The following is a 24,498-nucleotide window of genomic DNA, read 5'->3' as shown; positions in this document are numbered from 1 at the left end:
AGCGGTGGCGGGCCGGCCCTGCGCCCGACAGAAATTGGTGAGGCGACGATTATAAAAGTGCTGGCCTGCGAGCCTCAGACGCCCTTGACCGCCAGGCTGACCGCCAACCCGGCCATGACTGCGGCGATGACGCCGTCCAGGACCCGCCAAGCCGTCGCGCTGGCAAAGAACGGGGCGAAGAGGCGCGACCCGACGCCCAGCACGGCGAGCCACAGCAAGCTGGCCGTGAAGGCGCCGGCCGCGAAGGCCATGCGGGCGTCTTCGAAGCCGTGCGCCAGCGAGCCCACCACCACCATGTCCAGCCAGAAATGCGGATTGAGCAGCGAAAAGCCCAGCGCGCCCAGCATGGCGGCGCGGCGCGACGGCACCACGTCGCGGGCGGCGGCCAGGCCGCCCGTGGCCGTCCAGGCGCGGCGCGCGGACTGCGCCGCGTACCAGGTCAGAAAGGCCACGCCGAACCACAGCACGGCGGTGGTCAGCCAGGGGAACCACGCGGTCAGCGCCTGCAGGCCGGACACGCTCGCGAAGATGAACACCAGGTCGATCAACGCGCAGATGGCGACCACGCTGAGCAGGTGCGCGCGCATGAGGCCCTGGCGCAGGATGAACGCGCTTTGCGCGCCCACGACAGCGAACAGGCCGAGGCCCGTGGCCGTGCCGCTGGCCCAGGCGGTGAGGAAGGCGGGGGATGACAACGTGGCAAACATGGAAGGGATACCTGTGAAACCGGTGACTGCAACGCCTGTGGCGGCGCTTCGATGGGTTGCCGGGCGCGTGGAGCGGGCGGCATGGTGAGATTTTCCCTTGCCATGCATATGAAATACAGCTAATTTTCCTTCACTATATTAAGCACAGCTAATGTCATGAAAATCGATCACGGCAACCTGCGCGCTCTGGCCGCGGTGGTGCGCGAAGGCAGTTTCGAGCGCGCGGCGCTATCGCTCAGCGTCACGCCGTCGGCGGTGTCGCAACGGATCAAGGCCCTGGAAGACCGCATGGGCCGGTTGCTGGTCCAGCGCACCGTGCCCGCCGCTGCCACGGCCGATGGCCAGGTGCTGGTCCAATTGGCCGAGCAGACTGCCTTGCTCGAGCACGACGCGCTGAACCGGCTGGGCGTGGCCGATGACGACATCCCCCACGCCAGCATCCCGATCGCCGTCAATCACGACAGCCTGGAAACCTGGTTTGTCGACGCCGCCCTGCAGTTCGCCGCGCGCACCCGCGCCACGCTCGACATGCTGTCCGAAGACCAGGATCACACGGCCGCCCTGCTGCGCAACGGTTCCGTGCTGGGCGCCGTGACCACGCTGGCCGATCCCGTGCAGGGTTGCCGCATCCACGCGCTGGGCAGCATGCGCTACGTGGCCACCTGCACGCCCGATTTCCACAAGCGTTACTTCGCGTCGGGGGTCAATGCGCAGACGCTGGCTCAGGCGCCCGTGCTGGTGTTCAACCGCAAGGACGCCCTGCAGGCGCGCTTTGCGCACAAGATCGCCGACCCCGCGCCGTGGGAGCCGCCGGTCTGGTGGGTGCCGTCCACACGCGCATTCGTGCAGGCGACGCTGGGCGGGTTGGGCTGGACCATGAACCCGCTGCCTTTGGTGCAGGAACACCTTGATGCCGGTCAACTCGTCCTGCTGCGCGGCCGGGCGTGGGAGGACGTGCCGCTCTACTGGCAGCATTGGCGGGTAAACTCCGAAGCCATGGAAGCCTTGACCGACGCGGTGCTGTCAGCCGCCCGCAGTCTGGTCAGGCGCCGTTAACGTCTCAGGAGGACACGCATGAACATCCGCAAGTTTGCCGCCATTGCCGCGATTGGCCTGTGCACCGCCGGTTCGGCGTGGGCCAAGGACTACAAGGTGGGCCAGGTCGAAATCGACGATCTCTGGGTGCGCGCTTCCGCGCCGGGCCAGGCCAACGGTGCGGGCTACATGGATATCGACAACGACGCCAAGGCACCGGACCGCTTGCTGTCCGTGACATCGGATGCAGCGGAACGTGTGGAACTGCACACCGTGCAGACCGAGAACGGCGTGTCCAAGATGCGTCAGGTCGAAGGCGGCATCGCGCTGCCCGCCGACACCGAGGTCAAGCTCAGCCCGGGCGGCTACCACGTCATGTTCATCAAGCTGAAGGCGCCGTTCAAGGACGGCGCCACCGTGCCCGCCACGCTCAAGTTCGAAAAGGCGGGCGAAGTCGCGGTGCAGTTCAAGGTCATGCCGGCCTCGCACAACCCCGGCATGAGCCACGGTCATGGCGGCATGAAGCACTGATTCTGGCAAGCCCGCGTCCCCGGGGGCGCGGCAGTCTTGCCAAGCGGCGGCGGCCTTGCCGCCGCCGCCAATAACAAGGCCGACTCGCAATGAATCGGCCTTTTGCTTGGTCCGCTTACCTGCGCCGCTGCGGGCGAGGGTCAGCGAGCAGCGATCAATACAGGCCTTGCTGGCGCATGGCGTCCGCGACCTTCACGAAGCCGGCGATGTTGGCGCCGTCCAGGTAGTTCACGTACTCGCGCTCGGAGTGGCCGTGACGCACGCAGTTTTCGTGGATGTCGCGCATGATGGCGTGCAGGCGGGCGTCCACTTCCTCGCGGGTCCAAGACAGGCGGGCCGAGTTCTGCGCCATTTCCAGGCCCGACACGGCCACGCCGCCGGCGTTGCTGGCCTTGCCCGGCGCGTACAGCACACGGGCGGCAACGAAGGCCTTGGCGGCCTCAAGCGTGGCGGGCATGTTCGCGCCTTCGGCGACGGCCAGCACGCCGTTCTTGATGAGCGTCTGCGCATCCGACAGCTCCAGCTCGTTCTGCGTGGCGCACGGCAGGGCGACGTCGACGGGCACATGCCACGGGCGCTTGCCGGCCTCGTACTGCAGGCCGAATTGGCGGGCGTAGGTGTCCAGGCGGCCGCGCAGATCGTTCTTGATGTGCATCAGCGCCACGAGCTTCTCGTGGTTGAAGCCGGCCTCGTCGACGACGGTGCCGTTCGAATCCGACACGGTGATGACGCGGGCGCCCAGGGCCATCGCCTTCTCGATGGCGTATTGCGCCACGTTGCCCGAGCCCGACACGGAAACGCGCATGCCGTCGAAGGACTTGCCCACGCGCTTGAGCATTTCTTCGGCGAAGTACACGGTGCCGTAGCCGGTGGCCTCGGGACGGATCAGGCTGCCGCCAAAGGTCAGGCCCTTGCCGGTGAACACGCTGGCCGTCGAGTTGGACAGCTTTTTCATCATGCCGGCCATGAAGCCGACTTCGCGCGCGCCTACGCCGATGTCGCCGGCCGGCACGTCGGTGTCCGGGCCCAGGTGGCGGTACAGCTCGATCATCAGCGCCTGGCAAAAGCGCATGACTTCGGCATCGGACTTGCCCTTGGGATCGAAGTCCGAGCCGCCCTTGCCGCCGCCCATGGGCAACGTGGTCAGCGAGTTCTTCAGGGTCTGTTCGAAGGCGAGGAACTTCAGGATCGACAGGTTCACGGACGGGTGAAAGCGCATGCCGCCCTTGAACGGGCCGATCGCCGAGCTGTGCTGGATGCGGAAGGCGCGGTTGACCTGGGCGCGGCCCTGGTCGTCAGTCCAGCAGACGCGGAACTGGATGACGCGCTCGGGTTCGACCAGACGTTCGAGCAGGGCGTGTTCAGCGTAGTGGGGATGCTTCTCGACGAAAGGCCACAAGCTGAGCATCACCTCCTGGACGGCTTGCATGTACTCGGGTTGCTGCGGGTCGCGCGCGGCGACGCCACGCAGAAAGTCGTCCAGACTCTGCACTTTCACCATGATCTCCTCGGGGGTGCTTCGAATAGGTGCGGAAATTGCGCTAGATTGGGGCGCGATCAGTTTGTTTTGGTGCAAGACTGCACCGGTATGGTGCGGCGATTGTAGGGGCAAAATGTTGCCCTGCGCAAAGCGAAAAACCGCGCCATCACATTGATATCAAACGGATTTTTTGAAGCAAAAATCGGGGACGTATTTGTGGGTGAGCGTCCCGGGATGCGGATTACAAAGGTGCGCGTTTGGGGGTGACGTTTGAAATATCAGGGAAAATTAATATGTCCCCGTTTTAAATGCCTGTCCCGTCATAGAGGCGGCTGCTCGTGCCCTCAGGCCGCGCGGGCATCCGCAGGCCGCGCGCATGCGCGTCGGCCCGTGGACCGCGCGTGATAAGTCCCCAATTAAATATTGAGAAAAATCACGCGCGCAAGGTGGTGTCGTAATCGATCGTCAACGGCGCGTGATCCGAGAAGCGTTCGTCCTTGTAGATGGCGACGTTACGCGCCTTGGCGGCGATGCCCGGCGTGGCGATCTGGTAGTCGATACGCCACCCGACGTTCTTGGCCCAGGCCTGGCCGCGGTTGCTCCACCAGGTGTATTGGTCCGGACGGTCATCGATGGTGCGAAACACGTCCACAAAGCCGCGCTTGTCGAAGACATCCGTGAGCCAGGCGCGCTCTTCGGGCAGGAAGCCCGAGTTCTTCATGTTGCCCTTCCAATTCTTCAGGTCAATTTCCTTGTGCGCGATGTTCCAGTCGCCGCAGATGACGAATTCGCGGCCGGTCGTCTTATGCTCGTGCATCAGGGCATCGATCCACGGCCCGAACCGGTCCAGGAAGCGGTACTTCGCCTGCTGGCGTTCGTCGCCGCTGGAGCCGGAAGGCAGGTAAGCGCTGATGATCGACAGATCCTTCCAGTCGGCGCGGATGATGCGGCCTTCGTTGTCGAACTCTTCACAATCAAAGCCGTTGTTCACGCGCTCGGCGGCGTCTCGCAGGTAGATGCCCACGCCGCTGTAGCCCTTTTTCACGGCGTGATGAAAGTGGCCGGTATAGCCGGGCGGATGGCGCAGGTCGTCGGTCAGGTCCTCGTGGGAGACCTTGATTTCCTGCAGGCACAGCACGTCGGCGGCGTGCTTTTCCATCCACGGTTGCAGGCCCTTCTTGAAGGCGGACCGGATGCCATTGAGGTTGATCGACGTGATGCGCAGCAAAGCGAAACTCCTGTAATGCGGCCGCAGGGGGGGCGGACAATGCCAGGAATTTAACCGACTCGGCGGCGCCGTCCAGGAAAGTCCCCGACAGCGGATAAAATGCGGGGTCTGCCACCTACCGGAACCCCTTGCATGCCCGCCGCCCAGTCCTCCGTCACCGCCCTGGATTTCGTCCGCTTCGCCTTGAACGAGGGCGTTCTGCGCTTTGGCAGCTTCAAGGTCAAGTCGGGCCGTATCAGCCCCTATTTCTTTAACGCGGGCCTGTTCAACAACGGCCGCTCGGTCGGCAAGCTGGCGCAGTTCTACGCGCAGGCGCTGCTGGATTCCGGTGTCGAGTTCGACATGCTGTTTGGCCCCGCGTACAAGGGCATCCCGCTGTCCACCGCCACCGCCGTGGCGCTGGCCGGCCATCCTGACATGCAGGGCCGCAGCGACGTGCCGTTTGCCTACAACCGCAAGGAAGCCAAGGACCATGGCGAGGGCGGCACCCTGGTCGGCGCGCCGCTCAAGGGCAAGGTCGTCATCATCGACGACGTCATCACCGCCGGCACGTCGGTGCGCGAATCGGTGGAAATCATCCGCGCCGCGGGCGCAGAGCCGGCCGCCGTGCTGATCGCGATGGACCGCATGGAGCGCGCCGGCCCGGACGACGCCTTGTCGCCGCACTCGGCCGTGCAGGACGTGGCCAAGACCTATGGCATCCCTGTGGTCGCGATTGCCTCGCTGACCGACATCCTGGCCTTGCTGCAAGACGATGCGGCCTTTGCCGAGAACCGGGATGCCGTGCTGGCGTATCGGACGAAGTACGGGGTGAAGTAAGGGGAGCCATACTGCGCGAGCGGTTCCGCCAGGTGTGAGGGCGGTCCAAGTACGGAAACCCCGCAGGTTTGCGCCGCAGCACATAGTTTCTGATCGAAGGTCGCAAGCGTGGCGCCGGTTGCCAATGCCAGTTCCAGATAGGACGCGTCGTAGACGGTCAGGCTGTGTTTCCGGGCGAGGGACACGCTGGCGGCCAGCCAAAGCTGCGTGGGGCGTTGCTCTTCAGAGAAGGGCACGCGGCTCAGGATCTCGGAGAATTTGGTCAGCACGCTCGCGCTGGCCATGCCAGAGCGCTCCGCGCGCATCGCGCCATGGGCGACCTCCAGATGCCAGATCATTGGCACATAGGTGACGTAGTCGTCCAGCCCCTCCAGGATGCGAAAGGCTGCCTCTCGAAAAGGCTGGCAGGGAAGGCTCAGCCAGTTGAGCGCAACCGAGGCGTCAAGGACAAGTTTCATTCGTGCACCGGCTTTACCGCCGCCCACCAGCTCTCATAGCTGTCGTGCTGGATGGCGGGAAACGTCTTTATCGACTCCACTGCCCAATGCGCGTTTTCGCTCATCATGGGATTGACGGGGCGGATCTGGGCGTAGGGCTGTCCGTCACGCAGGACGACGATGCGGGCTCCTTGGTGTGCGGCTTCAATGAGCGAATCCACACGCTGGGGCAGCTGTTCCAGGGGCACTTCAAAGTACGGAGACATGTTGTCTTCCCATCAGACATTGACCGCTCCATTCTTCGCCAAAGAAAAAGCCGCGGCAATCTGCCGCGGCTTCGGATTAGTCTGATTTCGCAATAAGCGATCAACTATCCAACTTCTGCTTCAGCAAGTCATTCACCTGCTGCGGGTTGGCCTTGCCGCGGGCGGCCTTCATGATCTGGCCGACCAGGGAGTTGAACGCCTTCTGCTTGCCAGCGCGGTACTCCTCGACGATGGCCGGGTTGGCGGCCAGCACCTCGTCGATCATCGCGCCGATGGCGCCCGTGTCGCTGATCTGCTTCAGGCCGCGGGACTCGATGATGGCGTCGGCGTCGCCGCCGTTCTCGCCGGCCCACATGGCGCCAAAGACCTCGCGGGCGATCTTGTTGGAGATCGTGCCGTCGATGATGCGGCCGATCAGGGCCGCCAGCGCGGGCGCGGCGACGGGCGATTCGGCGATGGTCTTTTCTTCCTTGTTGAGCACGGCCGCGACTTCGCCCATGACCCAGTTGGACGCAAGTTTGGCCTGACCGGCCGGCAGCGCGTGCGCCACGGCCTCAAAGTAGGCGGCCAGGTCGCGGCTGACGGTCAGTTGGGCCGCGTCGTAGGCGGGCAGGCCGTATTCCGATTCAAAGCGCGCGCGCTGGGCGGCCGGCAGTTCGGGCATGGCGGCGCGGACCTCGTCCACCCAGTCGCTGGAGATCACCAGCGTGGGCAGGTCGGGGTCGGGGAAATAGCGGTAGTCGTGCGCGTCTTCCTTGCTGCGCATGCTGCGCGTCTCGTCGCGGTCGGCGTCGTACAGACGCGTTTCCTGGACGACGGTGCCGCCGTCCTCGATCAGCTCGATCTGGCGGCGCGCTTCATAAATGATGGCGCGTTCCAGGAAGCGGAACGAGTTGACGTTCTTGATCTCGGTGCGGGTGCCGAATTCCTTCTGGCCCACCGGGCGCACCGACACGTTGGCGTCGCAGCGGAACGAGCCTTCCTGCATGTTGCCATCGCAGATGCCCAGCCACACGACCAGGCTGTGCAGCGCGCGCGCATAGGCCACGGCCTCGGCGGCCGAGCGCATTTCGGGTTCGGTCACGATTTCAAGCAGCGGGGTGCCGGCGCGGTTCAGGTCGATGCCGCTGGCGGGGCTGCCATTGGCCAGGCTGAAGTCGTCGTGCAGGGACTTGCCGGCGTCTTCCTCCAGGTGGGCGCGCGTCAGGTTGACGGTCTTTTCCTCTTCGCCGACGAAGAACGACAGCGAACCGCCCACCACCACGGGCAGCTCGTACTGGCTGATCTGGTAGCCCTTGGGCAGGTCAGGGTAGAAGTAGTTCTTGCGCGCAAAGACCGAGCGCGGCGCGATCTTGGCGCCCACGGCCAGACCGAAGCGGATGGCGCGTTCGGCCGCGCCGCGGTTCATGACCGGCAGGCTGCCCGGCAGGGCCAGGTCGACTTCATTGGCCTGCGTGTTGGGCGCGGCACCGAATTGGGTGCTGCTGCCCGAAAAAATCTTGGAGTCCGTGGAAAGCTGCGTGTGCGTTTCCAGGCCGATGACGATTTCCCAGTTCATGTTCTCAGCCTTGCTGGACAGGGGCACGCTGATGCCAGTCCGTCACGTGTTGGAAGCGGTCGGCGATGGCCAGCAGGCGGCCTTCGTCGAAGTAGTTGCCGATGATCTGCAGGCCGATGGGGCGATTTTGTTTTTCGCCGCCGAAACCGCAGGGGATCGACATGGCGGGCAGGCCCGCCAGGCTGACGCCCAGCGTGTAGACGTCGGCCAGCCAGTCGGCGGTCGGGTCGTCGCGGTTGTCGCCGATGTTCTTGGCGACCGTGGGCGTGACCGGTCCCATGATGACGTCGCACTGGTCCGCAAAGGCGCGCTGGAAGTCCTGCGCGATCAGGCGGCGCAGGCGCTGCGCCTGCAGGTAGTAGGCGTCGTAATAGCCGTGGGACAGCACGTAGGTGCCGATCAGGATGCGGCGCTTGACCTCGTCGCCGAAACCTTCGGCGCGCGAGCGGCTGATCATCTCGTTCAGGTCGCCATACTGCTTGGCGCGGTGGCCGTAGCGCACGCCGTCGTAGCGCGCCAGGTTGCTGGACGCTTCGGCGGGGGCGATCACGTAGTACGCCGGAATGGCCAGTTCAGTGCGCGGCAGCGAGACAGGCACGCGCACGGCGCCCAGCGCCTCGAACTGCTCAAGCGCGGCCTGAACGGCAGCGGCCACGTCGGGCGCCAGGCCAGCGCCAAAATATTCCTCGGGTACGCCAATGCGCAGGCCCTTCAGGGGCTGGCTGCCGGCGGCGTCGAAGCGCCCTTGCGCGGCGTCGAAGTCGCGGCGCACGCGGCCGGGCTCGTTGACGGCGCCGTCGCACTTTTCAAGGCTGGTGGCGTCGCGCGGGTCAAAGCCGCTGATGACGTCCAGCAGTTCGAGCAGGTCGCGGCTGCTGGGGGCCAGCGGGCCGGCCTGGTCCAGGCTGGAGCCGAAGGCCACCATGCCGTAACGCGACACGGTGCCATAGGTGGGCTTGATGCCGCTTACGCCGCACAGGGCGGCGGGCTGGCGAACCGAGCCGCCGGTGTCGGTGCCGGTGGCGGCAGCGACCAGGCGGGCGGCCACGGCGGCGGCCGAACCGCCCGACGAGCCGCCGGGCACGGCAGCGTGGTCCCACGGGTTCTTCACGGCGCCGTAGGCGGAGTTCTCGTTGCCGGAGCCCATGGCGAATTCGTCGCAGTTCAGCTTGCCCAGCGAAACCGCGCCGGCCGCTTGCAGACGCTCCACGACGGTGGCGTCGAACGGGCTGGTGTAACCCTCGAGCATCTTGCTGCCCGCGGTGGTGCGCCAGCCGCGCGTGACGAAGGCGTCCTTGTGGGCGATCGGGATGCCCGCCAGCGGACCGGCGGTGCCGGCCGCCAGCGCGGCGTCGGCCGCGCGCGCCTGGGCCAGCGTCAATTCGGCGTCAATATGTAAAAAGCTGTTCAGGCCGCTGGCCGCTTCGGCGGCCGACAAGGCGCTTTGCGCCAGGTCAACGGCACTGATTTCGCGTTGGGCGAGGGCCGCGCGCAGGGCGGCGATCCCCTCGAACTGGGTGTGCAGGGCAGGTTTCGTCATGACTTATTCCAGGACCTTGGGAACCAGGAACAGGCCGTCCTGGGCATCCGGCGCATTGGCCAGCAGTTCCTCGCGGCGGGCTTGCGAACCGGCTTCAGTCACGGCGTCTTCACGCAGGCGCAATACGATGTCTTCGTGGGCGGACAGAGGATGGGCCAAAGGTTCCACGCCTTGCGTGTCGACGGACTGGAGCCGTTCGATCAAGTGGAGAATGCCGTTGAGTTCGGCCTGCGCGACGGTGCGCTGGTCGGGGGTCAGTTCGATTCTGGCCAGCCGGGCAATGCGGGCCACATCTTTGTCGTTGAGCGCCATGGGGAATTGCAAAAATCGGTGAGCGAAGGCCGCGGGGCGGGAGTGGGCAGTATGCACATGCCAAACCCGTTACAAAGCTTGAATAGCCTGCATTTATGCGCTATTTCCGGGGAAATTATAAGTTATGATTCACGGTTTAATCGCCGTGATGACAGGCGGACCCGTCGTTTCTCGGGCCAAACGCCCCGCGGCTTGACCCCAATTCCCCCCAGAATTTAGCTGAGCTCCCATGTTCGGATTCCTGCGCAGTTATTTTTCCAGCGATATGGCGATCGACCTCGGTACCGCCAATACGCTGATTTACGTCCGCGGCAAGGGCATCGTTCTCGATGAGCCTTCCGTGGTCGCAATCCGTCATGAAGGCGGGCCCCACGGCAAGAAGATCATTCAAGCCGTCGGGCACGAAGCCAAGCAGATGCTCGGTCGCGTTCCCGGCAACATCGAGGCCATTCGGCCCATGAAGGACGGCGTGATCGCCGACTTCACGGTCACCGAGCAGATGCTCAAGCAGTTCATCCGCATGGTGCACCCCCGCAACATGCTGGCGCCCAGCCCGCGGATCATCGTCTGCGTTCCCTGCGGTTCCACCCAGGTTGAACGCCGCGCCATCCGCGAATCGGCCCTCGGCGCCGGCGCCTCCCACGTATTCCTGATCGAAGAACCCATGGCCGCTGCCATCGGCGCCGGCCTGGCCGTGTCGGACGCCAGCGGCTCGATGGTCGTCGACATCGGCGGCGGCACCACCGAAGTGGCCGTCATCTCGCTGGGCGGCATGGTCTACAAGGGTTCCGTGCGTGTCGGCGGCGACAAGTTCGACGAGGCCATCGTCAACTACATCCGCCGCAACTACGGCATGCTGATCGGCGAACCCACGGCTGAACTGATCAAGAAGGAAATCGGCTCGGCGTTCCCGGGTTCCGAAGTCCGCGAAATCGAAGTCAAGGGCCGCAACCTGGCCGAAGGCGTGCCGCGCAGCTTCACGGTCTCGTCCAACGAGATCCTGGAATCGCTGACCGATCCGCTCAACCAGATCGTGTCCGCCGTCAAGATCGCTCTCGAACAGACGCCTCCCGAGCTGGGCGCCGACATCACCGACAAGGGCATCGCCCTGACCGGTGGCGGCGCGCTGCTGCGCGACCTGGACCGCCTGCTGCAAGAAGAAACCGGCCTGCCGGTCGTGGTGGCCGACGATCCCCTGACTTGCGTCGTGCGCGGTTGCGGCGAGGCGCTGGAACACCTTGAGAAACTGGGCGCCATCTTCATCAACGACTAATATTGCCCGCCAGCCCGGAGCCCCGCTTTTTTCTGGCTCCGGCCGCTGCGGGGGCCTCGGACGCGGGCGCCCGGGCTGAGATTCATGCAACGACAAGGGACTCCCCCCCTATTCAGGCGCGGCCCACCGGCAGAGGTGCGGCTGGTCGTTCTGGTCGTCCTTGCCCTGGCCCTGATCGTCATGGATTCACAATGGCGCATGCTGGAGCCGGCGCGCCGGACGATCGCCGTGGCGCTTTATCCCTTCCAGCGCGCCGTCATGGCGCCGCGCGACCTCGTCCAGCAAGTCAATGAGTGGGTCAACGCGGCCAATCTCATCCGCAGCGAAAACGAGGCCCTGCAACGCCAGCGCATCGAGCTTGCCCAGGTCGCGTCCCACGCCGCCCAGCTCGCCGCCGAAAACTCCCAGCTGCGCCGCCTGCTTGGTGTGACCGACACCGTGGCGCAGTCCGCGGTGGTGGTCGAAGTCATGTACGAACCCACCAACGCGTTCACCCAGCGTCTGGTCTTCAACAAGGGCAGCAAAGCCGGTCTTGCCCCCGGCATGCCCGTTATCGACGAAGGCGGCGTGGTCGGCCAGATTGTCCGCGTGACGCCGATGACCGCCGAGGCGGCCCTGGTCACCGACGAACAGGTCTCCATCCCGGTGCAATTGCTGCGCAACGGACTGCGTCTGATTGCATTTGGCGGCAATTCCCCCGGCAAGATGGAAGTGCGCTACCTGGCGGCCAATGCCGACATCAAGGAAGGCGATACTATTGTCACCAGCGGCGTCGGCGGCCTCTTTCCCGCCGGCCTGCCCGTGGCCAAGGTGACCTCGGTCGAACGCGATACCGCATCCGGTTTCGCGCGCGCCGTGTGTGAACCCTTGGCCCACCCAGAACGCTATCGCCACTTCCTGGTTCTGCAAGTGGATGTGGATCGCGCCGAGTCCAACCGTCAGGAGGTCGATTCCGGTGGATCGGACTAATCAACAAGCCGCAGGGCAGTCTCCGCGCCGCCTTGGCACGCCCAGCAACGTGCAGCCCGACAGGCTGTCGGGGCCCGCGCATGCCTTCTTCGTGTGGGGCACCGTGCTGCTCGCGTGGCTGGTGTCGCTGCTGCCGTGGCGCCTGTGGCAGGGCGCGCCCGACGTGCTGCTGCTCATCATCGCCTTCTGGTGCGTGCACGAGCCGCGCCGCGTGGGCCTGTTCACGGCCTTCTTCTTCGGCCTGCTGATGGACGTGCACGACGCGGGCCTCCTGGGCGAGCACGCGCTCTCGTACACGCTCGTCGCCTACGGCGCGGTGGTCCTGCACCGCCGGCTGCAGCGCTTCGACCTCTGGAGCCAGGCCATGCACATGCTGCCTGTGTTCTTCATTGCGCGCTTTGTCACCCAGATCATCCACGCGTGGCTGGCCGGCAAATGGCCGGGTTGGGACTGGGGCATCAGCGTGCTGTTGACTGCCGCCCTGTGGCCGCTGGCGGGCTGGGTGCTGCACCTGCCGCAACGTGGTGTCGACGACGCCGAATCCTCATCCGCCTGACGGCGGCGTCGCGTCATGTTTGAATTCAAGAAAACCGGCCAGCAGCAGAAGCAGCGCTTCCGCCTGCGCGCGTGGGTGGGCGGCGCCTTCGCGCTGGTGTGTTTTGGCGTGCTGGTGGGCCGGTTCTGGTACCTGCAGGTCGACCGCTACGAAGGCCTGTCCGAACGCGCCGACCGCAACCGCATCGCGGTCGTGCCGATTCCCCCGCGCCGCGGCGAGATCCTGGACCGCAACGGCGAGGTCCTGGCCCGCAACTACCGCACCTACACCCTCGAAGTCGTGCCGGCCCACGCGGGCAACATGAACGAACTCTTCGAGCGCCTGACCGAAGTCGTCTACATCAGCCCGTCCGACCAGCGCCGCTTCAAGCGCCGCGCCGCCGAGTCCAGCCGCTATGCCAGCCTGCAACTTCGAAACAACCTGAACGAGACCGAGGCCGCGTGGTTTGCCGCGCACGCGTTTCAATTTCCGGGCGTGGAACTGCGCGCCCGCTGGGTGCGCGAGTACCCGCAGGGCGTGTCGGCCGCGCACGTGGTGGGCTACATCGGCCGCATCGCCGACAACGACATCGAGGAACTGGACCGCGCCGGGCAACTGGGCAACTATCGCGGCACCGAGGTCATCGGCAAGAAGGGCATCGAAAAGACCTGGGAAGAACAACTTCACGGCCGCACCGGCCTTGAAGAAGTCGAGGTGACGGCGGGCGGTCGGCCCATGCGCACGTTGCGCCGCATCGATCCGGTTCCTGGCTCGGACATCATGCTGTCCATCGACATGGGACTGCAGAAGGTGGCCGAAGAGGCGTTCGAAGGCCAACGTGGCGCGCTCGTCGCCATCGATCCGGACACGGGCGAAGTGCTGGCTTTCGTGTCGCAGCCGTCATTCGATCCGAACCTCTTTGTGGACGGGATCGATGTCGACAATTGGCGCATGCTGAACGAATCGCCGGACCATCCCCTGATCAACCGTCCCCTGTACGGCACCTATCCCATCGGCTCCACCTACAAGCCCTTTGTGGGCCTGGCCGCGCTGGAACTGGGCAAGCGCCGCGCGACCGACCGTATCTCGGACCCGGGCTACTACGAATTCGGCGGACAGAAGTTCCGCAACGCCGGCGGCGCAGCCTATGGCATGACGGACATGCACAAGGCCATCGTCGTGTCCTCCGACACGTATTTCTATTCGCTTGGCCCCGAAATCGGAGTGAACGCCCTGCACGATTTCACCAAGCAGTTCGGGTTTGGCCAGATCACGGGCATCGACCTGGAAGGCGAAAAGCGCGGCGTGCTGCCGTCCACCGACTGGAAGCGCGCGGCCTACAAGGACAAGGAACGCCAGCGCTGGTACGCGGGCGAGACCATCTCCGTCGCGGTGGGCCAGGGCTACAACGCGTTCACGCTGCTTCAGCTGGCGCAGGGCACCTCCACGCTGGCCAACAACGGGCTGTACCGCCGTCCGCACCTGGTGCACGCGGTGCGCGATCCGCGCTCGGGTGTGGCCAAGCCGACCGAGTCGCCGCCCGACTATCGCATTCCGCTCAAGCAGGCCAATGTGGACGTCATCAAAAATGCCATGGCCGACGTGGTGCGGGCCGGCACGGCGCGGCGCGCGTTCGCCAACACGCCCTACCAGGCCGCCGGCAAGACCGGCACTGCGCAGGTGTTCAGCCTGCGCGGCGGCCACTACCGCGCCAGCGCCATCGACGAGCGTCTGCGCGACCACGCGCTGTTCATGGGCTTCGCGCCGCTTGAGCACCCGCGCATCGCCGTGGCGCTGATCGTCGAGAACGCCGGTTGGGGCGCCAGCGTGGCGGCCCCCGTCGCGCGCAAGGTCTTCGACTACTGGCTGGCCAAGGACCGCCAGGACAAGATCGTTCGTCCCGAGCGCGCGGACACCATGGCGACCGTCGACGACATCGCCTCCGACCTGGTGCGCCAACAATGAAGCGTCTTGGCCTGATCCTGCTGCGCGTCTTCACGGCCTTCGACTGGCCGCTGCTCGCGATCCTGATGATGTTCGCGGCGCTGGGCCTGACGGTGATGCACTCGGCCGTCGGCGGCACCGACTGGCGCTTTGCGGAACAGTCGCGCAATTTCATCATCGCCTTCTTCGCGATGTGGACGATGGCGCTGATTCCGCCGAAGCTGCTGATGAAGCTGGCCTTGCCGTTCTACGTGGTCGGGGTGGTGCTGCTGCTGGGCGTCGAATTCTTCGGCGAGACCAGCAAGGGCGCGACCCGCTGGCTGAACCTGGGCGTGACGCGCATCCAGCCGTCCGAGATGATGAAGATCGCGGTGCCGATGATGCTGGCCTGGTACTTCCAGCGCCACGAAGGCGCAGTCCGCGTGCGCGACTTCCTCGCCGCGGCCGCGATGCTGGCCGCGCCTTTCGGCCTGATCGTGCTGCAGCCCGACCTGGGCACGGCGCTGCTGGTGTTCGGCGCGGGCTTTTTCGTGATCTATTTCGCCGGCCTCTCGTTCAAGCTGCTGGTGCCGGTCATGCTGGCTGGCATCATCGCCATCGGCACGCTGGTCTACTATGAAGACCAGCTCTGCGAGCCGGACGTGGACTGGGTGGTGCTGCACGATTACCAGAAGCACCGGGTCTGCACGCTGCTCAATCCCAGCTCCGATCCGCTGGGCAAGGGATTTCACACGATCCAATCGATGATCGCGGTGGGCTCCGGCGGCGTCTATGGCAAGGGCTACATGAAGGGGACGCAGACGCACCTGGACTTCATCCCCGAACGCACGACCGACTTCATCTTCGCGGTGTACGCCGAGGAATTCGGCCTGTACGGCGGCATCGCAATCCTGGTGCTGTACGGCCTGATGATGGCGCGCGGCTTGACGATCGCGTCCCGCGCCTCATCCCAATTCGGCCGCCTGCTGGCCGGCGCGCTGACGATGATGCTGTTCATCTATGTCTTCGTGAACGTGGGCATGGTGACGGGGATCCTGCCCGTGGTGGGGGTGCCGTTGCCCTTTATGAGCTACGGGGGGACGGCGTTGTTCACGATGGGGATTGCGTTTGGGATCATGATGAGTATTAGTCGGCATCGGTCTGTGAAGACTTGATGTTGGTGGTTGTTCTTCGTGGGTCGATGTCTTTGTGACTTGGAGTTTTCCTTAGGGCGATGATCTTTGCGCTACGGAGTTCTTCGTAGGTCGCCCGACGCCGCGGTCACCGTGGGCACGATCGCCCACGATTGCGGTCCGGAGCCTTCGCTCCGGACTTCCCCTTCGTCATCTTCGTCCGCCTTCGGCTCCCTTCAGATTCCCTCGGGCGCATCGACGGCGCTCGCACCCACGGTGCCCGCGACGCCGTGCTGCGAGGGTCTTTGGTATGTGGCGCTGTAAGACCTGTGGTCAGGGCAGGAGATCTGCGGGGCCGCCGAATTGCTGCCGCCCGGGCGGCGGCAATCGGCATCGGAGACGTGGGTCGTCGGTGCGGGGTGCGCTTTCGCGCGTGCGCAGAGTGGTTTTCGAATGACGCTCGTCAGAGGGGGGAGAGCGGTGATGGGCGGCGCGGCGACGGGAGTGTCATAAATTTTGTGTTTGGGGCCTAACATGTTGCTCAAGGAGCATGTATGGCTACCAAGAAAAAGACACCGCTGAGGGAACTGCCGACGATCCCCACCGAGCTGGTTGATCAATTCGTCAAAGGCCCTATGACCGCCGAGGCGGTGCAAGACCTGTCGATGGCGTTCAAGAAGGCGCTGATCGAACGGGCCCTGGGAGCAGAATTGGGCCACCACCTGGGCTATCCGGCGGGCGGCGAGCGCCCCGAGCAGGCCACCAATCAACGCAACGGCAAAAGTTGCAAGACAGTCCTGACCGATGACGGGCCGCTGCGGGTGGAGATCCCACGCGACCGCGATGGCAGCTTCGCCCCGATCCTGATCCCCAAGCACGAGCGCCGCTTTACCGGGTTCGACGACAAGATCATCGCCATGTACGCCCGCGGCATGACGGTGCGCGAGATCCAAGGGTTTCTGCTCGAGCAGTACGGCACGGAAGCCTCGCCGGAGTTCGTCAGCTCGGTGACCGACGCGGTGATGGACGAGGTCACGGCCTGGCAAACGCGGCCTCTGGAGACGATGTATCCGGTGGTGTTCTTCGACGCGCTGCGGGTCAAGATCCGCGAGGACGGCGTGGTGCGCAACAAGGCCGTGTACTTGGCGCTGGCGGTGTTGCCAGACGGCACGCGCGACATCCTGGGCCTGTGGATCGAGCAGACTGAGGGCGCCAAGTTCTGGATGAAGGTGTTCAACGAGCTCAAGACCCGCGGCACGCAGGACATCCTGATCGCTGTCACTGACGGTCTAAAGGGCATGGAGCAGGCGCTGAACGCGGTGTTCCCGGCCACGACGCTGCAGACTTGCATCGTGCACCTGATCCGCTCCAGCCTGGAATACGCCAGCTGGAAGGAGCGCCGGACGGTGGCTGCGGCGCTGAGGCCGATCTACACGGCGGCGACCGTGGAGGCAGCGCTGGCCGCGCTCGTGCAGTTCGAGCAAGGCCCTTGGGGCCAACGCTACGCGCCGATCGCTGATGCATGGCGCCGGGCCTGGGACCGTGTGATCCCGTTCTTTACGTTCCCACCGGCGATCCGCAAGGTGATTTACACCACCAATGCCATCGAGAGCATCAACGCGCAGTTGCGACGGGCGGTGAAAACGCGGGGCCACTTCCCAAGCGACGAGGCCGCCACCAAGCTGCTGTGGCTGGTCTTGCGCAACATCACCGGAGCCTGGGGCAGCGCCACGCACGACTGGAAGGCCGCTATGAACCAGTTCGCCGTGATTTATGCAGAACGCTTCACTGACCCGTATCGCTGAGATAGCATCAATAAGCCTGATAGAACCAACAATCAGACTTCTAACGCCTCAAACACAAAAATACTGACACTCCCGCGGCGACGGTCAGCTACAACTTGCCGACCCGTTCGCGCCGCCCATCGGGCACTGGGGTTCAAGTGACGATTACTGGCGGCTCTGCCTGGGCCTGCCCAGCGCGTCTGCTGCTGCCGGTGTCTGACACCCTAGGGAGACGCACTTGGTATGACGGGAATCTCACCAGGGTGTCAGACACCTTGAGCCGTCGCAGCCACACGCGAAGCGTCATCGTCACGACGCGAGACGCCGCGTAAGCCCCCGAAGGCCGCCCGCGCGGCCGCCCGGGGGCGGGCACCGCAAGATCTTTCTCTCTCCCCCCACCGTGTGCAAGAACCTAAAGAACCCAACTCGCCCCGCCGCCGGCAAAGCTGAAGCGACTGGAGCACGTCGTAGCGGGGGCTGGGGTGCGCGGGGCGTGTAGATGCGCCCGACGGAAACCGAAGGGAGCCGAAGGCGTACGAGGTTGAGCACGGGGCAGTCCGGAGCGAAGGCTCCGGACCGCAATCGTAGCCTCGCGCGCCCCAGCCCCCGCTGCGACGGGCGTCTAAAGAACCCGCCTCAATGCCAGCCTAAACACCGCCAGCAGCCCAAAAACCAACCTCACGGCAACGCTTCAGGCACCCCAAGCTCCACGGCCAACTTCGTCAACCCGTCCCAAATCCGGCTATCAAACTCCACCGAATCTGCATTGACCGCCCGATTGCGAGCCTCGTACTCCCCCGGATACTGCACCGCTTCCACTCCGGGTTGCGGTTTGCACGCATGCAGGTAGTCGATGAAGGCGCCGACTTCCATCGACCGCCAATCCGTATTGAAGTCCACCTGCGGATCCAGCAGCAGCGCGAACATGTTGTTCGTCGCCACGCCGATGCGCGGATGTTCCGGTTGGATGGTGCCGCCGCCGGACAGCACGCCGGCAAGCAGTTCGGCCACCAGTCCCAGCGCGTAACCCTTGTGACCGCCGAATGGCAGCAGTGCGCCGGGCGGGTCGGTGAAGAGCGCGCCCGGGTCCGTCGTTGGGTTGCCGTCGGCATCGATCAGCGACCCCGGCGGCGCCTGTTCGCCCTTCGCCGCCAGCACGCGCGCCTTGTTCACCGCGATCGAGCTGGTGGCCATGTCCACGATGAACGGCGGCCGGCCGCCGGGCAGGGGGCCGGCAAAGCACAGCGGGTTCGTGGTCAGGCACGCCTGCGCGCCGCCGAACGGGGCGACGGTGGGCGAGCGGTTGATCACGTTGGTGAAGGCCAGCAGGATCAGGCCCTTGGCCGCCACCATTTCGCCGAAATGGCCCATGCGGCCCAGGTGATGGCTGTGGCGCAGGGTCAGGATGCATTGACCGTGTTCCTGTGTGCGCTCGATCGCCTTTTCGATGACGACCTTGCCCACGTACTGACCCAGTCCGTGGTGGCCGTCGTAGGCCAGCATGGCGCCGCGGTCGTTGAGAAGTTCGGGGCGGCCGTCGGGTTGGGCCAGGCCCTCGGACAACACGCGGCGGTAGTTGGTCAGGATGGACAGGCCGTGGCTGGTGTAGCCGACACGGTCGGATTCCACCAGGTGTTCGGCCACGTCGCGGGCGATGTCTTCGGGCACGCCTTGCGCCATCAGCACCCGGCGGCCGTATTCGTTGGCTTGGGCAATCGTGATCTTCATGAAGATTCCTTACAGCCAGCCCAGCCAGCGCCAGTACGTCATGCCCATCAGCAGCATCAGCAGGTAGCCGACGATGGTCACGATGATACCGACCTTGGCGAACTGCTTGGCGTTGAAAGTCTCGGTGCCCAGGCACACCATGTTTTGCGGCGCGTTGATGGGCAGGATGAAGCCGTAGCTGACCACGAAGCCCAGCAGCATCGTCATGCCCAGGCGGCTGAATTCGCCCGGCAGCGTTGCCAGCACCGAGATCAGGATGGGCAGCATGGCCGAGGTCAGCGCAGTGGCGCTGGCAAAGCCCAGGTGGATCACGATCAGGAAGGCGGCCAGGATGGCGAAGATGGCGAGCGGGCCAAGGTGATCCAGGCCGGTGTGTTGCACCACCTGGTTGCCCAGCCATTGGCCGGCCTGCGTCGTGAGAAGCGCGGTGCCCAGGCTGATGCCGACGCCGAACACGATCACCGTGCCCCATGGGATGCGTGATTGCACGTCTTTCCATGTCATCACGCCAAAGCGCGGCAACATCAGCAGCACGAGGCCGAAGTAGGTGGTCGAGGTGGTGTCGAACTTGTGCAGCTTGCCTTCGGTCGACCAGAACAGCAGCAACATGATGGACACAGCCATCAGGCGCTTTTGCGCGCCGGTCATGGGACCGAGGTCGAGCAGCGACTTTTCGACGGCTTCCTTGCCGCCGGCAATGCTGTTGCTTTCAGGCGGCAGCAGCTTGAGCACGATGACGATCAGCACGGCGGACATGATGAGCGACCAGGGGGCGCCGGCAATCAGCCAGTCCGACCAGGCCACGCGTTCGCCCAGCATCTTTTCCATGAAGCCGACCGTCAGCAGGTTTTGCGCTGCGGCAGTCTGGATGCCGACGTTCCAGATGCTGGTGGCCTGGGCCACGATGATCATGATGCCGGCGGCGATGTTCGAGCGCTTGTCCACGCCGAAGGCCGCGATCACGCCCATCATGATGGGAACCACGGCGGCGCTGCGCGCGGTGGCGCTGGGCACGACAAGGCTCAGCACGATCGTCACGGCGATACATCCGATGAGGATGCGGCGCGTGCTGGTGCCCACCTTGGACAACGTGACCAGCGCGATGCGGCGGTCCAGTCCCGTGAAGGTCATGGCGGCGGCAATGAACAAGGCGCCGGTGACCAGCGCCAGCGCCGAGTTTGCGAAGCCGGTGAGCGCCATGCTGATGGCGGCCGACGTGCCGTACAGAACGTTGGGATCCTTGATGGTGGGGGCGGTGCCCAGCAGGAAGGCCATCAGCGTCGTGATCATGATGGCGCTGGCTTCGTAGGAGACGGCTTCAGTGATCCAGACGACCACGGCAAACGCCAGGATAGCCAGCATGCGGTGTCCTGCAACGGGCAGGTCCGCGGGCAGGGGCATCATTAAAACGCCGATCATCACGAGGATGCCGGCGATGAGCCCGATTGGTATTTTGGCTTTTTTGGGGGCTTGCGAGGCGGGGACTGCGGTTTCCGCGGCCATATCCTTCTCCGGTTGAGGTCAAACTGACGAAACACCGCCCGCGAGCACGGGGTCAATCAAATCGGTGTGTCGACGCTACAGGATGATCGTGACGGCATTGAGGAAAACCCGTATTGATGAACATCAAGCAAGCGGAGAACAGCGCTTGTGGAAAACTTGTCCCGGGCATTATGCTCGTCGCCCCCTGCGTGGGGCAAGCAAGTGAGTGTTGCATTTACACGAACCAATCGGGTCACGATGAATGCGTTTTACCCCGCAAGGGCCGCGCGCATTGTTCCGTGAAATGACGCTAATGCAGGCGGCTCAGCCCAAGGCAAGGCGCAGTTGTTCGTCCAGGTGCAGCGTGGGCGTGACGCGCCATCCGCTTTGGGCGTAGCGCAGCCAGCGGCCCAGTACCAGATGCGTCAGCAGGCTGGCGTGCGCGGCGACATTGGCTTCCTGCGGCAGGCCGCCGTCGGTGATCGCGATGCGCAGCGACTGTTTTAGCGACGCCTCGATGCGATCGTTGATGTGGTTGATGCGTTCCTGCAGCCGGTTGTCTTCGGTGACCAACGCGTCGCCGGTCAGCACTCGCGTCATGCCCTTGTTGCGTTCCGAGAAGGTCAGCAGCATGGCGACCGTCTTGTGCGCCTGGGGCACACCGTAGGGCTCGGCGGTGGCGATCTGGTTCACCAGCGTGAAGATGCTGGTTTCGATGAATTCGATCAGCCCCTCGAACATTTGCGCCTTGCTGGCGAAGTGCCGGTAGAGGGCGGCTTCGGAAACCTCAAGGCGCGCGGCCAGCGCGGCCGTGGTGATGCGGGACGCGTGCGGCTGCTCCAGCATTTCGGCCAGAGTCTGCAGAATCTGGGTCTTGCGCTCGCCGGGTTTGCTCGCCATGGAAGGGACTGCTTCGCGCAGGATGACGGGTGGAGGGGGAGTGGAGCGCGCCGTCAGGCCCGCAGGGGGCGTCGGCGTAACAACAAATCACTGACGCAGTTTACCCGCAAGTCGACGTAGGCCGGGCGGTGCGAGCGTCCGCGGCCGAAGGGCGTGCCGGGGTGGTAGACGTGGACCGTCTTTAAGCCCGCCACGCGGGCGCCCCGCAGGTTGGCGAGCGTGTCTTCCACGAGCACGGCGCGGTGGGCGGGAACGCCTTCGCGCGCCAGCACGTAACGCAGCAGCGCCGCGGAAGGCTTGGGGCGGTATTGGCCATGCAGCCGCATGTGCTCGATGGCCCACAGGCTGTCGAACTGGCGCAGGATTCCCAGGTGCGACAGGACGGACCGCGCATAGTGCAGCGGCGCGTTGGTAAGCAGCACCTTGCGGCCGGGCAGGCGGCGCAGCTTGTCGGCAAGCGCCTTCTCCGACCGCATCAGCGGCGCGACGTCGAAGTCATGGCTGCGATGCAGGAATTCATGCGCATTGACGCCGTGGTGCCGCACCATGCCGATCATGGTGGCGCCGTAGCGTTTCCAGTACTGCGACCGCACCAGGTTGGCGGCATCCACGTCCACATTGAGCGCCTCGGCCACCGCCATCGTCATGCCGTGATCGATCTTGGAGAAGATGGCGTGCGAGGTGTCGTGGAGCGTGTTGTCCAGGTCGAAGAGCCACAGGCGCTCGGGCGCGCCCGTGGCGATCCCGCGCGACCGGCGCATGCGGACCGCGGGCCGCAGCAGCTGGCGACGCGCTTGCATCATGAGAGGCTCACGGCGCGCAGTGCTGCGGAATCGGGCTGCATCAGTGCGAGCTGATCATCGTGCCGACGCCTTGGTCGGTCAGGATTTCAAGAAGCAGGCAGTGCGGCACGCGGCCGTCGACGATGTGCACCGAGTTCACGCCGTTCTTGGCTGCGTCCAGCGCGGACGAGATCTTGGGCAGCATGCCGCCGGAGATCGTGCCGTCGGCAAAGAGCTCGTCGATGGTCTGGGCGGACAGGCTGCGCAGCAGCTTGCCGCCCTTGTCCAGCACCCCGGGGGTGTTGGTCAGCATCAGCAGCTTTTCGGCGCCCAGCACTTCGGCCATCTTGCCGGCGACCACGTCGGCATTGATGTTGTACGCCGTGCCGTCTTCGCCATAGCCGATGGGCGAGATGACGGGAATGAACTGGTCGTCCTGCAGGGCCTTCACGACGGCCGGTTCGACCATGGTGATGTCGCCCACGAAGCCGATGTCGATGGGCTCGGACGGGTTGTCCTTGTTGGCCATCAGTTTCTTCTGGGCCTGGATCAGGCCGCCGTCCTTGCCGGTCAGGCCCACGGCCTTGCCGCCGACCTCGTTGATCATCATGACGATGTCCTGCTGGACCTGGCCGCCCAGCACCCATTCCACGACTTCCATGGTCTCGGCGTCGGTGACGCGCATGCCCTGGATGAAGGTGCCTTGCTTGCCAATGCGGCGCAGGGCGTCATCGATCTGCGGACCACCGCCGTGGACCACCACCGGGTTCAGACCCACCAGCTTGAGCAGCACGACATCGTGCGCGAAGCTGCGCTGCAATCGCTCTTCCGTCATGGCGTTGCCGCCGTACTTGACCACGATGGTCTTGCCGTGAAATCGTCGGATATACGGCAGAGCCTCGGACAGCACGGCGGCTTTGACGGCGGGAGACGAAACGGCAGCAGGGTCGGGGGTGTCGGTCATGGCAGCTAAGTCGGCAAATAAATAACAGGTAAGTTAGCGGGCGTTAAAAAAATGCCTGCACAAGAACGCGGTTGGAACGCGGCTAGCGCAAGCATACGACGGATTGTAGTCCCCTCAGGTTTCTTATGCTGGAAAGCCATGTCCTTATGCCCGACAAATAACCGGCATTCAGGTAAATTGGGGGCGTTTTCACAACGGCTGGCCCCGCAAAAGGGGGCTCGCCCGAACCTGCGGGGACATCTATCCCCGTTTTTCATCCATAAAAGAGGCAAGACATGCGTTTGAACTTCGTCCGTTCCGCCCTGGCAGCGTCGGTCCTGCTGGTTGCCGCCAATGCAGCCCATGCAGAAAAGGTGGTCGTTGGCGCCACGCAGGTTCCGCACGCCGAGATCCTTGAAGTGGTCAAGCCCAAGCTGGCCAAGGAAGGCGTGGAGCTCGACATCAAGGTGTTCAGCGACTACGTGCAGCCCAACCTGCAACTGGCGGACAAGCAGCTGGACGCCAACTTCTTCCAGCACAAGCCGTACCTGGATAGCTTCAACAAGGACCGCAAGGCGACACTCGTGCCGGTGGCGCTGGTCCATGTCGAGCCCTTCGGCGGCTACTCCAAGAAGATCAAGAGCCTGTCGGACCTGAAGGACGGCGCCACGGTCGCCATCCCCAATGATCCGTCCAATGGCGGCCGCGCACTGGTGCTGCTGCAAAAGCAGGGCGTCATCAAGCTCAAGGATCCGGCCAACATCCTGGCCACGGCCGCGGATGTTGTCGAAAACCCCAAGAAGCTGAAGTTCCGCGAACTGGAAGCGGCCATGCTGCCGCGTGCGCTGGACGACGTGGACCTGGCGCTGATCAACACCAACTACGCGCTGGAAGCCGGCCTCGTGCCGACCAAGGACGCCCTGTTCATCGAAGGCGCCGATTCTCCCTACGCCAACGTGCTGGTCACCCGCAGCGACAACAAGGACGCCCCGGGAATCAAGAAGCTGGTCGACGCGCTGCACTCGCCGGAGGTCAAGACCTTCATCCAGGAAAAGTACAAGGGCGCGGTGGTTCCCGCCTTCTGATGCACGGCGCGCGGGTGGCCGCGAGCCGCCCGCTCCCGCCCATCGGCA

22 protein-coding genes and 1 pseudogene are annotated in these 24,498 nt (G+C 64.8%); 10 read left to right on the top strand and 13 right to left on the bottom strand.

The genetic code is table 11. The features are described from left to right. Positions 1–74: 74 nt before the first annotated feature. Positions 75–707, bottom strand: a complete 633-nt coding sequence (locus HV786_RS13790; protein WP_175211102.1) for a LysE/ArgO family amino acid transporter — start codon at positions 705–707, stop codon at positions 75–77. A gap of 156 nt (positions 708–863) precedes the next feature. Between HV786_RS13790 and HV786_RS13785 the strand changes: the two genes are divergently transcribed. After that, a complete protein-coding gene (locus tag HV786_RS13785; RefSeq protein ID WP_063955095.1) occupies positions 864–1,763 on the top strand; it encodes a LysR family transcriptional regulator ArgP in 900 nt (299 codons plus the stop codon). A gap of 18 nt (positions 1,764–1,781) precedes the next feature. Continuing rightward, entirely contained in the window at positions 1,782–2,273 is a 492-nt protein-coding gene (locus HV786_RS13780; protein WP_062838924.1) for a copper chaperone PCu(A)C, read from the top strand. Between the two features lie 154 nt (positions 2,274–2,427). Here the strand turns inward: HV786_RS13780 and gdhA are convergent, their stop codons facing one another. Continuing rightward, entirely contained in the window at positions 2,428–3,774 is a 1,347-nt protein-coding gene (gene gdhA / locus HV786_RS13775) for an NADP-specific glutamate dehydrogenase (RefSeq protein ID WP_056319526.1), read from the bottom strand. Positions 3,775–4,186: 412 nt separating this feature from the next. Further along, positions 4,187–4,981 carry an exodeoxyribonuclease III gene (locus tag HV786_RS13770; protein WP_056319529.1) on the bottom strand — a complete coding sequence of 265 codons (795 nt, stop codon included), beginning with the start codon at positions 4,979–4,981 and terminating at the stop codon, positions 4,187–4,189. 132 nt (positions 4,982–5,113) lie between these two features. On the opposite strand from HV786_RS13770, the gene pyrE reads away from it, so the two are divergent. Beyond that, a complete protein-coding gene (gene pyrE, locus HV786_RS13765) occupies positions 5,114–5,800 on the top strand; it encodes an orotate phosphoribosyltransferase (RefSeq protein ID WP_056319532.1) in 687 nt (228 codons plus the stop codon). 131 nt (positions 5,801–5,931) lie between these two features. Here pyrE and HV786_RS27320 read toward each other — a convergent pair. From HV786_RS27320 to gatC, 5 genes and pseudogenes are all read right to left on the bottom strand, one after another. Continuing rightward, positions 5,932–6,258, bottom strand: a pseudogene (locus HV786_RS27320) (type II toxin-antitoxin system VapC family toxin); the annotation flags it as partial. Further along, positions 6,255–6,503, bottom strand: coding sequence for a type II toxin-antitoxin system Phd/YefM family antitoxin (locus HV786_RS13755; protein ID WP_128829556.1), 249 nt, complete (start codon positions 6,501–6,503; stop codon positions 6,255–6,257). The pseudogene HV786_RS27320 and the gene HV786_RS13755, both read right to left, overlap by 4 nt. A 100-nt stretch (positions 6,504–6,603) precedes the next feature. After that, the gene (gatB, locus tag HV786_RS13750) at positions 6,604–8,061 is read right to left on the bottom strand and encodes an Asp-tRNA(Asn)/Glu-tRNA(Gln) amidotransferase subunit GatB (protein WP_062839047.1); all 1,458 of its coding nucleotides are present in this window, start codon (positions 8,059–8,061) and stop codon (positions 6,604–6,606) included. A gap of 4 nt (positions 8,062–8,065) precedes the next feature. Beyond that, the gene (gene gatA / locus HV786_RS13745; protein WP_175211100.1) at positions 8,066–9,601 is read right to left on the bottom strand and encodes an Asp-tRNA(Asn)/Glu-tRNA(Gln) amidotransferase subunit GatA; all 1,536 of its coding nucleotides are present in this window, start codon (positions 9,599–9,601) and stop codon (positions 8,066–8,068) included. A 3-nt stretch (positions 9,602–9,604) separates the two neighbouring features. Beyond that, entirely contained in the window at positions 9,605–9,913 is a 309-nt protein-coding gene (gene gatC, locus HV786_RS13740; protein WP_056319538.1) for an Asp-tRNA(Asn)/Glu-tRNA(Gln) amidotransferase subunit GatC, read from the bottom strand. A gap of 229 nt (positions 9,914–10,142) precedes the next feature. Between gatC and HV786_RS13735 the strand changes: the two genes are divergently transcribed. From HV786_RS13735 to HV786_RS13710, 6 genes are all read left to right on the top strand, one after another. Beyond that, the gene (locus HV786_RS13735) at positions 10,143–11,186 is read left to right on the top strand and encodes a rod shape-determining protein (RefSeq protein WP_006216320.1); all 1,044 of its coding nucleotides are present in this window, start codon (positions 10,143–10,145) and stop codon (positions 11,184–11,186) included. A gap of 84 nt (positions 11,187–11,270) precedes the next feature. Further along, on the top strand, positions 11,271–12,155 hold the full coding sequence (gene mreC, locus HV786_RS13730) for a rod shape-determining protein MreC (protein ID WP_056319540.1): 885 nt from the start codon (positions 11,271–11,273) through the stop codon (positions 12,153–12,155). 49 nt (positions 12,156–12,204) lie between these two features. Continuing rightward, on the top strand, positions 12,205–12,711 hold the full coding sequence (gene mreD, locus HV786_RS13725) for a rod shape-determining protein MreD (protein ID WP_108005818.1): 507 nt from the start codon (positions 12,205–12,207) through the stop codon (positions 12,709–12,711). 15 nt (positions 12,712–12,726) lie between these two features. Next, positions 12,727–14,655 carry a penicillin-binding protein 2 gene (gene mrdA, locus HV786_RS13720; RefSeq protein WP_056319545.1) on the top strand — a complete coding sequence of 643 codons (1,929 nt, stop codon included), beginning with the start codon at positions 12,727–12,729 and terminating at the stop codon, positions 14,653–14,655. Next, entirely contained in the window at positions 14,652–15,788 is a 1,137-nt protein-coding gene (gene rodA, locus HV786_RS13715; protein WP_056319549.1) for a rod shape-determining protein RodA, read from the top strand. Before mrdA ends, rodA begins: the two co-directional genes overlap by 4 nt. 512 nt (positions 15,789–16,300) lie before the next feature. Further along, positions 16,301–17,551 (top strand): IS256 family transposase, encoded by a 1,251-nt coding sequence (locus tag HV786_RS13710; RefSeq protein ID WP_128829545.1) that lies wholly within the window; start codon positions 16,301–16,303, stop codon positions 17,549–17,551. 657 nt (positions 17,552–18,208) lie between these two features. Here the strand turns inward: HV786_RS13710 and HV786_RS13705 are convergent. From HV786_RS13705 to argB, 5 genes are all read right to left on the bottom strand, one after another. Next, positions 18,209–19,258: an Ldh family oxidoreductase gene (locus tag HV786_RS13705; RefSeq protein WP_056319551.1), complete on the bottom strand. Its 1,050-nt coding sequence runs from the start codon at positions 19,256–19,258 to the stop codon at positions 18,209–18,211. 9 nt (positions 19,259–19,267) lie between these two features. Next, positions 19,268–20,761, bottom strand: a complete 1,494-nt coding sequence (locus HV786_RS13700) for a DASS family sodium-coupled anion symporter (protein ID WP_128829544.1) — start codon at positions 20,759–20,761, stop codon at positions 19,268–19,270. A 303-nt stretch (positions 20,762–21,064) separates the two neighbouring features. Continuing rightward, positions 21,065–21,640, bottom strand: a complete 576-nt coding sequence (gene slmA, locus HV786_RS13695; RefSeq protein WP_056319559.1) for a nucleoid occlusion factor SlmA — start codon at positions 21,638–21,640, stop codon at positions 21,065–21,067. A 53-nt stretch (positions 21,641–21,693) separates the two neighbouring features. Beyond that, a complete protein-coding gene (locus HV786_RS13690) occupies positions 21,694–22,440 on the bottom strand; it encodes a pyrimidine 5'-nucleotidase (protein WP_056319764.1) in 747 nt (248 codons plus the stop codon). 43 nt (positions 22,441–22,483) lie between these two features. Next, a complete protein-coding gene (gene argB, locus HV786_RS13685) occupies positions 22,484–23,386 on the bottom strand; it encodes an acetylglutamate kinase (protein WP_013396740.1) in 903 nt (300 codons plus the stop codon). Positions 23,387–23,661: 275 nt separating this feature from the next. On the opposite strand from argB, the gene HV786_RS13680 reads away from it, so the two are divergent. Next, positions 23,662–24,450: a MetQ/NlpA family ABC transporter substrate-binding protein gene (locus tag HV786_RS13680; protein WP_056319563.1), complete on the top strand. Its 789-nt coding sequence runs from the start codon at positions 23,662–23,664 to the stop codon at positions 24,448–24,450. Positions 24,451–24,498 lie beyond the last annotated feature (48 nt).

The sequence above is a fragment of the Achromobacter mucicolens genome, assembly GCF_902859725.1.
Classification (GTDB): Bacteria; Pseudomonadota; Gammaproteobacteria; order Burkholderiales; family Burkholderiaceae_B; genus Achromobacter; species Achromobacter mucicolens.
The sequence above is the reverse complement of the archived record's forward strand: the minus strand, read 5'-3'. Positions and strand labels throughout refer to the sequence as shown.